This window comes from Streptomyces sp. NRRL S-495, assembly GCF_000966955.1.
GTDB classification, from domain to species: domain Bacteria; phylum Actinomycetota; class Actinomycetes; order Streptomycetales; family Streptomycetaceae; genus Kitasatospora; species Kitasatospora purpeofusca.
This window is the reverse complement of sequence record NZ_JZWY01000268.1, coordinates 1-1,690: the sequence shown is the minus strand read 5'-3', so window position 1 is coordinate 1,690 and position 1,690 is coordinate 1. Positions and strand designations below refer to the sequence as shown.

Here is a 1,690-nt window from a genome sequence, read left to right as displayed (position 1 = left end):
GACCAAGACCCCGCCGCACCAGCTGGCCTGATCGCTCGCCCCGGGAGCCCGTCGAGCGCGGAAAGCCCGTCAGGAGGAACCATGCCGACGATGTTCCGGTACGAGCCGGTACCCCGTGACATCGGCGTCGAGGAGGCGCTGGCGGCCCGGATCGGCGACGCCGCCCATCTGCTCGCCCGTCAGTACGCCTTCGGCGAGTTCGCCGGCGACGACGCCGCCTCGCCGGTCGACGTCGCACTCGCGCAGGAGATCCATCTGCTGGACGGCTGGCGGCCCGGCAGCTCCGGGACCGAGGGCGGGGGCGCAGGCGGGGGCGGGGGCGAGGGTGACGGCGAGGGCGACTGGCTGCCGTACCGGCCGGGCCGGATGGTGCTGGAGGAACTCGTCGAGCAGGAGCCCGAGTCCGGACCCGACGCCCGGCTGACGCTGGCCGCCGGCCTGCGCTGGCGCCGCGAACTCGCCTCGGCCGGCCTCGCCGCGCTGCTGCCCGCGTTCGCCAGCACCTGCCCCTGCGCCGTCGACGGGCCGCTCGCGCCCGCCCCGCTCGGCGCCGCCGTCCGGAGCCGGCTGCCGGACCCCGTCGCGCTGGTGCCGTGGCTGGCCAGGCTGGTGGACCGGGACGAGACCGCGGCGAAGGAGTTCGGCGCGGCCGCCCCCGACCAGGAGGCCCTGGCCGGCGCGGCAGAGCGCTGGCTGCACTGGTGGGCACCGCGCGTGGCGGACGGGGCGCCCGACGAACCCGTAGCGCCCCCGCCCCCTGCCGGCTGGAACCCCAACCGGCTCGAATACGCCTTCGCGGTGCGCTCCTCCACCGTCCCCGAGCTGGAACTGCGGGCCCAGGAGTACCCGGGCGGCCACCTGGACTGGTGGGCCGTCGACGCCCCGCCCGCCCACATCCCGGTCACCGAGGCCGCCGTGACGCACGAACAGCGCGCGATCGTCCCCACCCCGGCGATCTTCGGCGGCATGCCCGCCTCCCGCTACTGGGAGATGGAGGACGCCAGGATCAACTTCGGCGCCGTGGACACCAGCCCCGCCGACCTCGGACGGCTGCTGCTGATCGCCTTCACCACGGTGTACGGGAACGATTGGTTCTGCTGCCCGCTGCCGAGCCCGGTGGGCTCGCTCAGCCGGGTCGTGCACTGCTCGGTCACGGACGTCTTCGGCGGCGCGACGGTGCTCGCCCACGCCTCCCTGGAGGACCCGGACTGGAACCTCTTCGGCCTCGGCGAGGACCGCGGCGGCATCGCCATGGGCGGCGGCGGCGGGGACGGTACCGAACCACCGCCCTCCCCCTGGTTCTACCGGGCCGCCTCCCTGCCCGCCGGACTGGAGAGCCCGCCCGCCGAGTCCGTGCTGCTGCTGCGCGACGAGGCGGCGAACCTCGCCTGGGCTGTCGAGGAGACCGTCGGCGACCTGGCCGGGGAGCCGCTGGACCGCTACGCCCGCTGGGTGGCGACCCTCCCGCCCCGGCCGACCGCCGAACCCGGCGACCCGCCCGCCGACCGGTACCTGCTCGCCACCGAGGTCCCGGGCCACTGGTACCCGCTGGTGCCCCAGCCGGTCGACCCGGACGCCCCGGAGCAGATCCGGCTGCTGCTCGCCGGTCTGGTCCGCGACGAGAACACCCCTGCGCGGCCGCTCGGCCGGCTGCTCGGGGAGCAGCAGTGGCTGTTCGAGGAGGAGGTCC

General features: G+C 76.0%; 1 pseudogene. It reads left to right on the top strand.

Going from position 1 to position 1,690, the window contains the following annotated elements:
- Positions 1-81: 81 nt before the first annotated feature.
- Positions 82-1,690, top strand: a pseudogene (locus VR45_RS15435) (hypothetical protein); the annotation flags it as partial.